Origin of the sequence: Paraconexibacter sp. (genome assembly GCF_041602235.1) — a bacterium.
In the GTDB taxonomy this organism is placed as follows: domain Bacteria; phylum Actinomycetota; class Thermoleophilia; order Solirubrobacterales; family Solirubrobacteraceae; genus Paraconexibacter.
Window position 1 is genome coordinate 1 of record NZ_JBFIGP010000204.1, and the last position, 7,186, is coordinate 7,186.

General features: G+C 72.4%; 5 protein-coding genes and 1 pseudogene. 5 read left to right on the forward strand and 1 reads right to left on the reverse strand.

Going from position 1 to position 7,186, the window contains the following annotated elements; translation table 11 throughout:
* Positions 1-735 (forward strand): annotated as a pseudogene (locus tag ABYE80_RS14795) (hypothetical protein); the annotation flags it as partial.
* Between the two features lie 70 nt (positions 736-805).
* Positions 806-1,951, forward strand: a complete 1,146-nt coding sequence (locus ABYE80_RS14800; protein ID WP_372791056.1) for a LuxR C-terminal-related transcriptional regulator — start codon at positions 806-808, stop codon at positions 1,949-1,951.
* A gap of 24 nt (positions 1,952-1,975) precedes the next feature.
* Here ABYE80_RS14800 and ABYE80_RS14805 read toward each other — a convergent pair whose 3' ends face one another.
* Positions 1,976-3,241 (reverse strand): PucR family transcriptional regulator, encoded by a 1,266-nt coding sequence (locus tag ABYE80_RS14805; protein WP_372791057.1) that lies wholly within the window; start codon positions 3,239-3,241, stop codon positions 1,976-1,978.
* Positions 3,242-3,409: 168 nt separating this feature from the next.
* Here ABYE80_RS14805 and ABYE80_RS14810 point away from each other — a divergent pair, with 168 nt between their 5' ends.
* The 3 genes from ABYE80_RS14810 (at position 3,410) to ABYE80_RS14820 (ending at position 7,121) form a co-directional block, all read left to right on the forward strand.
* Positions 3,410-4,693, forward strand: a complete 1,284-nt coding sequence (locus ABYE80_RS14810; RefSeq protein ID WP_372791058.1) for a PucR family transcriptional regulator — start codon at positions 3,410-3,412, stop codon at positions 4,691-4,693.
* 115 nt (positions 4,694-4,808) lie between these two features.
* Entirely contained in the window at positions 4,809-6,068 is a 1,260-nt protein-coding gene (locus tag ABYE80_RS14815; protein WP_372791059.1) for a cytochrome P450, read from the forward strand.
* 27 nt (positions 6,069-6,095) lie between these two features.
* The gene (locus ABYE80_RS14820) at positions 6,096-7,121 is read left to right on the forward strand and encodes an LLM class flavin-dependent oxidoreductase (RefSeq protein WP_372791060.1); all 1,026 of its coding nucleotides are present in this window, start codon (positions 6,096-6,098) and stop codon (positions 7,119-7,121) included.
* Positions 7,122-7,186 lie beyond the last annotated feature (65 nt).

Genomic DNA, 7,186 nt, shown 5'->3' on the forward strand with positions numbered 1-7,186 from the left:
CCGCCGCCCCCAGCCCCCGCACCGGACCCAGCGACGCCGACTCCGACGGCGATCCCCGCCCCCACCGCGGGCACCTCCACGGGAACGCCGCTCGCGGCGACCCCCCGCGACCCGGCCAAGATCCGGGTCCTGCGTGCGGGAGTGAAGTCCGGCTACCTCGATCTGCGGCTGCAGATCACGGGGCGCGCCGACGGGCGCATCGCGATCACCTACCACTCCGCCGGCAAGCGCACGCGCTTCAGCGTGCCGATCCCCGATGGGGCGTCGGCGGCCGGCCCGCGCGCCCGGGCCAGCGCCACCGCGTTCAACGTCAGGAAGCGCCTCCCGTCCGGTCAGCGGAGGAAGACGACGGGAATCGTGACGCTCACCTACGCCGGCAACGCCCGCGTGCGCCCCGACGAGGTGCGGCTCCGAGCGGCCTCCGGCAAGGCGACCCTGGTCCGCGGTCGGACGGCGATCGACGGGCAGGGGAACCTCATCGTCGAGGGCACCATCTCCAAGCGTGCGGTCGGCGTCGTGCGGATCCGCCTCGGCTACGTCGACGCGGACGGCAAGGTGGCCTTCTCCCACCACCGGGCGCGCATCAAGAACGGCCGCTGGACCCTCCGCGACCCCCTTCCCGCCCCCGCTCACAGCGGCGGAGGTCAGCTCTCGATCCAGTTCACCGGGTACGAGAAACGCCGCATCCGGGGTGAGCAGACCGGCAAACAGGTCCTCCCCGAACCTGCCACATAGGACAGCGCGGACCCCCTCCCCCTCAAACGCGGGGTTGCCGAACTCCTATGCGCCAACTACCTTGGCCGGCATGTCCATCGTCAGCGAGATCCCGGGCGGGGCCGGGGTACTGGCCCGGATCGAGGGCGCATGCGTCTCCGGACTCACCGCGCAGGCCCTCCTGGAGGCCGTCGCCGAGCACCTCCCGCGTGCCGTCCCGATGGACGGCATCTTCACCGCAGCGACCGATCCCGACACGATGCTCACGATCGGAGCCGGGCTTGCCCACGGCATGCCCGACTCGGTCTGCGGGCCGTACTGGGAGCACGAGATCGAGATCCCGGACTACAACAAGTTCACCGATCTCGCGCGCGGACCGCAGCACGTCGCCGACCTGCACACCGCCACCGGCGGTCGCCCGGAGCGCAGCGCGCGCTGGCGGATGTTCCGCGAGCACACCGACTTCGACGCCGAACTGCGGGCCGCGTTCACCGCCAACGACCGCGGGTGGGGGATCCTGCAGATCAACCGTGAAGGGACCCATGGCCGCTTCACGGAGAGCGAGGTCGCCTTCGTCGACCTGGTCGCCTCGCAGGTCGGCCGCGCGCTGCGCACGTCCCTGCTGACGCGGGCCACCGACCGCTTCGACGGCCGCGGCCCGGGCATGATCGTGCTCGATCGCGACTACCGGATCGTGTCGGCCAACGACGAGGCGTGGTCGTGGTTCACCGAGATCCCCCGCCACGAGTCGCTGTGCAACGGACTCGCGGACGAGCGCCTGCCCAACGAGGTCCTCCACGCCGCGCAGGTCGAGTCCATGCGGGGCTCGCGTCCCGACCTCCCGCAGGCGCCAACCCGCACTCGCGTACGCACCCACGGCGGCGGCTGGCTCGCCATCCACGCGTCGTGCCTGACGGACGGCAACGGGGACACCGGGCTGATCGCGGTCGTCGTCGAGCCGGCGAACGCGAGCGACATGGCTCCGCTGATGATCGAGGCCTACGAGCTGACGGCTCGGGAGCTCGACGTGACCCGCGCGCTGGCGAGGGGCCTCCCGACGAACGAGATCGCACAGACCCTGCACCTGTCGCGGTACACGGTCCAGGACCACCTCAAGCGCATCTACGAGAAGGTCGGCGTCTCGAGCCGCGGAGAGCTCATCGCCAAGGTCTACGCCGACCACTACCACGAGCGGCTCGACGCCGCGATCGAGCGCGCCGAGGTCCGTATCGCCTGACCGGCCTCCCAGGAGGCCTGCCGGTCAGGCGCCCTCGGTCCCGGAGCGTCGCAGGACGTCGGCGAGCATCAGGGCCACCCGCAGTTCGAGCTGTCGATCCTCGACCGGGTGCCCGAGCAGCTCGCCGGCGCGGCGCACGCGGTAGGCGACGGTGTTCTCGTGGACGCCCAGCCGTCGCGCGGCGCGCACGAAGCTGGATCCTTCCTCGAGGAACACCCGAAGCGTGGCGGCGATCCGTCGTGACGCGTCGGTCTCGGCGCCCAGGGCGCCGAGCTCGCGCTCCGCGAACCTGCGGGCCTCGCCCACGTCGTGGGTCAGGAGTCCTGTGAGGGCGACGTCCCCGTACCGGGCCAGTGCCCCGGGTGCCCGGCGGCCGAGCTGCACGACCCGGCGGGCGAGCTGGGCCTCCTCGTGACTGCGCCGGAAGCCGCCGATGCCGTCGTGGGGATCGCCGACCGCGACGCGCACGCCCACCGCGAGCGCGTCCTTGTCCCGCAGGGCACGCAGAACGCCGACGTCCGGCGTGCTGCGCATGCCGATCCACGCGGCGAGCGTCCGGCGCCCGAGGGGCACGCACAGCGCGTCCGTCCCCCCGAGCGTGCGCTCGATGTCGTGCGCCACCCGCTCGAAGATGCCGATGGTGCCGTCCTCGTCCTCGCCCTCCTCGCCCCACAGGACGACGGCGACGTGGGTCCGGGCGAGCTCGTAGCGCAGACGTTGCGCGGCGCGGCGCTCGTCGACCGTGGTGCCGTCGAGGATCGCCCGCACCTCGTCGGCGCGCAACGCCGCGGCACTGCGCACCCAGCGCTCCCGCTCGTGCATGAACGCCTCGGTGATCCCGAGCTGCACCGCGTCGAGGTAGGGGAACATCCACGCGCTGCAGAACGAGACGGACTCGGCGAGCAGGTCCCGGTCCTCGACGCGGTCGCGGAGGCGGTCGAGCAGCACGCCGACGAAGACCTGGTGACCGACCCGATAGGCGCGCATCAGGTCCTCGATGGGCAGCCCGCGCCGCACGAACTCGCGGGCGTAGTGCATCGCCTCGGCGGGTGCGACGGCCGTGAACGGCTCGACGTCGTCGCGCATCATCTGGGCGATCAGCCCGATGTTCGACCGGCAGCTGCGCGCGGTGTCCTCGTGGATCGTGCGGTCGAGCGTCTCGATCTGCTCGTGGATGGCGTCGGCGAGCCAGGTCGCGACCTCGTCGAGATCGGGGATCAGGTCCTCCGCCATCTCCTGCACTGCTGCACGGCACGCCGGCGACGACGCGATCGAGCTGATCTGTGCCATCCGCTCCTCCTCCCAGGTGGACCGGCGGATCCTACGACCTGTCCGGCCGCGCCGTCCAGCAGCAACCGGCGACGTGACCGGTGGAGATCCCGCCGGGAGCCGGCGCGAGCGCTTGGTGGGAACCACGAGACCAGCGCCCTCTCGAGCGTGGTGTGAGAGGCTCGCGCCATGGAAGCCGTCGCCCCCGACCTGCCGCTCGGCGCGGTGCCGCCGCGCTCCGCGGCGTGCGAGGCCCTGATCACCGAGATCGCGACCCGGATCGAACCCCGGGTCGATGCGGTCGCCGTGCAGCTGATCGACCGGGTCGTGGCCGAGATGGACCTGCCCGCCGACGACGAGGACCTCCGCGAGGACCTGGTGGCCGCGGCCCGCGGCAGCGTCGCGCTCATCACCGCCAACGCGCGCACGTGGACCGATCCGCACATCGTCCCCGCACCGCACGACGCGCTCATCTGGGCCCGCAGCCTCGTGGCGCGCGGCCTGGCGATCGACTCGCTGCTGCGCGTCTACCGGATCGGGCAGTCGGGCTACCACGACCTGTGGCACCGGGAGCTCGGCGACGGCGACCCCGCCGTCGCCCTCGAGGCAGCTCGGGCCATCAGCGCCTTCATCTTCACGTGGATCGACGCGATCGCCGCGCCGCTGGTCGAGGCCTACGAGGACGAGCTGGGCCGCCGGGAGCGGGGTGCGGACGCGATCCGCGCCGAGACCGTGGCCGAGGTGCTGGGCGGAGGGCTCATCGACGTCGGGTCGGCCAGCGCTCGCCTGGGCTATGAGCTCGAGCGGTCGCACGTGGGCATCCTCGCGTGGGTCGAGCCGACGGCGCCCCGCTCGAGCCATGACGACCTCGAACGGGTCGCGGGGGCCGTGGCGACGGCACTTGCCGACTGCGGCGGCCGGCCGCTCGTCCTGCGCCAGACGCCACGGTCGGTTGTCGGCTGGGTGGCACGCGCGTCGCTCGAGGAGGGCACGCTGGACACGTTGCGCGCCACGCTCGCCGGGACGGGCGTGCGGGTCTCGCTCGGCTCCCCGGCCGACGGGGTCGCCGGGTTCCGGACCACCCACGACCAGGCCCGGCGCGGTCGCCGCGTCGCCCGGCTGCTGCGCCGGTCCTCCCCCGTGGTGCGCTACAGCGACGTCGCCGTCACCGACCTGCTCACGCGAGACCCGGAGGCGGCTCGCGTCGTCGCCGCCGCGACGCTCGGCCCGCTCGGCGCCGACAACGACAGCGCCCGGAGGCTGCTCGCGACCCTGCGGGTCTTCCTGCAGGAGGGCCAGAGCTACGCGCGCACCGCCCGCCGCCTGGGGCTGCACGAGAACACGGTCGCCTACCGCGTCCGTCGCGCCGTGGAGCTGTCCGGCCAGCCGTCGGTCGAGGCCCACGCGCTCCGTGCCGCGGTCGAGCTCGCGCCGCTCCTGGAGACGGCCGCGTCCGTGGACGACGAGCACTGACACGTCGCGCGGTTCGTGGACTTCACGAACCGCCGACCGCTGGGGTGGGCCGTTGTGCGTGGCGAGACCCCGCCCCGTCCCGGATCCTCGGGAGACACCCGAGGAGAGGACTTCCATGAGCATCGCCGCCGACCCGCTCGACATCGCCGCCAAGGCCTTCTGGGCCCAGCACCAGGACGTGCGCGACGAGGCCTTCGCCCGGATCCGCGCCGAGAAGCCCGTCTTCTGGAGCGGCCCCGCGGAGTCCGACCTGCTCCCGCCGGAGGAGAACGTCAACGGCTTCTGGTCGCTGACGAAGTACGACGACATCCAGGCGGCCAGTCGCAACCCGAAGGTCTTCTCGTCGGCCAGCGGCATCACCATGGAGGACTTCTCCCCGGAGATGACCGAGATCGCCCAGTCGTTCATCGCGATGGACGCTCCGCGGCACACCCAGCTACGCGGCATCACGATGGACGCGTTCAAGCCCGGGAACATGCGCAAGCTCGAGGGCTGGGTCCGCGGGCACGCGAAGGACCTCATCGACGAGATGGCCCACCTCGGGTCCGGGGACTTCGTCCAGCTCGTCGCCGAGCCGATGCCCGGACGCATCTTCGGCAGCTTCTTCGGGCTGCACGAGGGCGAGCAGCACCAGGAGACCATCCGAGCGGCCCAGGACCTCCTGTCGTGGAACGACCCCGACGTCACCAAGGGCGTGGAGCCCATCGAGCACTTCGCGAACTGCGTCATGACGCTGCGCCTGACCGCGGCGGAGCTGGCCGAGGAGCGGCGGGCCGACCCCGGCGACGACCTGATGACCTGGCTGGTCCAGGCGGAGTTCGAGGGCGAGAAGATGACCGACGACGAGGTCGGCGCGTTCTTCGTGCTCCTGGCGGTCGCCGCCAACGACACCACGCGCCACGCGTCGGCCGGCGCCCTCCACGCACTCACGCGGTTCCCCGACCAGCGCCGCCTGCTGGTGGAGGACGTGCCGGGCCGGGTCGACGACGCGGTCGAGGAGATCGTGCGATGGGTGTCGCCGTTGATCCACATGCGGCGGACCGCCCTCGCGGACATCGAGGTCCGCGGACAGCAGATCAAGGCGGGCGACAAGGTCGTGCTCTGGTACTGCTCGAGCAACCGCGACGAGGAGTACTGGGGCAACCCGTTCGACTTCGACATCCTCCGGTCACCGAACCGCCACCAGGGGTTCGGTGGCGGCGGTCCGCACTACTGTCTCGGTGCCGCGGTCGCCCGGACCACCCTGAAGTCGCTGCTCAGCGAGATCTACACGCGGATCCCGGACATCGAGGCGCCCGACCCGGACTTCCTCGTGGCGAACTTCATCAACGGGATCAAGACGCTGCCGGCGGAGTGGACGCCGGAGCGGCGATGACGGCCGTCGCGGCGTAGGCTGCCCGCCATGCGGATCGGCATCTCGACGGCGTACTGGCCGTGGTTCACCCCCGAGCAGCAGCTCCAGATCGCGGTCCTCGCCGACGAGCTCGGGCTCGACAGCGTCTGGGTGAGCGAGGCCTGGGGTCAGGACGCGGTCTCCATGCTGGGGCTCCTCGCGGGCCGCACCGAGCACGTCAAGCTCGGCACGGCGATCATGCAGATCCCGGCCCGCAAGGCGACCGCGGCAGCGATGGCCGCGGCATCGGTCGACGTGCTCTCCGGCGGGCGGATGATCCTCGGGCTCGGTCCGAGCGGCCCCCAGGTGTCGGAGGGCTGGTACGGAGAGCCGTTCGCCAAGCCGCTCGCCCGCACCCGCGCGTACGTCGACACCATCCGGCGAGCCCTCGCAGGCGAGAAGCTGCCCGTGCAGCTCCCCGAGGGCGTCGAGGGCAGCGGGCTCGGCAAGGAGCTGCGCCTCCTCGGCCGTCCGGTGCAGCAGCACATCCCGATCTTCCTCGGGGCGACGGCCCCGAAGGGGCTCGAGCAGTGCGGCACCATCGCCGACGGCTGGATCGGCGTCTTCATGGACCCGTCGCGGCCGGAGGTCGCGATCACGCCGGTGACGGACGCCGTGGCCGCCGCCGGCCGGGCCCGCGAGGACTTCACCGTGAGCCTGCTGACCCCGACCTCGGTCGCCGCGACGGTCGAGGAGGCCGTCGAGAACGTGAAGCCGTGGGTGACCTTCTACCTCGGCGCGATGGGCGCCAAGGACAAGAACTTCTACGTCGAGCTCGCCGACCGCTACGGGTACGGGGATGCGGCCCGTGAGGTGCAGGAGCGCTATCTGGCGGGGGACCGCGTCGGCGCCGCCGCCGCGTTGCCGGAGGACCTCGTGCGCTCCGTCACCGTCGCGACGGACGAAGCGGGCCTGCCGGGCCGTCTCGCCGAGCTCGCCGGGGCCGGCGTGGACCTGGTCATCGCGATTCCGTGCGGGGATCCGCTGGCGACGGTCCGTGCGCTGGCCGCCGCGAACCGGACCCTCCCGGCCTGAACCGGGTCAGGCGACGAGCGGGCCCAGCACACGCCGCGCGAACCTGCGCGCAGCGTCCTCGTCCC

Bases quoted from the DNA above. Each gene is read 5' to 3' on its own strand.
- ABYE80_RS14820 (WP_372791060.1), top strand. From the start codon at position 6,096: ATGCGGATCGGCATCTCGACGGCGTACTGGCCGTGGTTCACCCCCGAG.
- ABYE80_RS14810 (WP_372791058.1), top strand. From the start codon at position 3,410: ATGGAAGCCGTCGCCCCCGACCTGCCGCTCGGCGCGGTGCCGCCGCGC.
- ABYE80_RS14805 (WP_372791057.1), bottom strand. From the start codon at position 3,241: ATGGCACAGATCAGCTCGATCGCGTCGTCGCCGGCGTGCCGTGCAGCA.
- ABYE80_RS14815 (WP_372791059.1), top strand. From the start codon at position 4,809: ATGAGCATCGCCGCCGACCCGCTCGACATCGCCGCCAAGGCCTTCTGG.
- ABYE80_RS14800 (WP_372791056.1), top strand. From the start codon at position 806: ATGTCCATCGTCAGCGAGATCCCGGGCGGGGCCGGGGTACTGGCCCGG.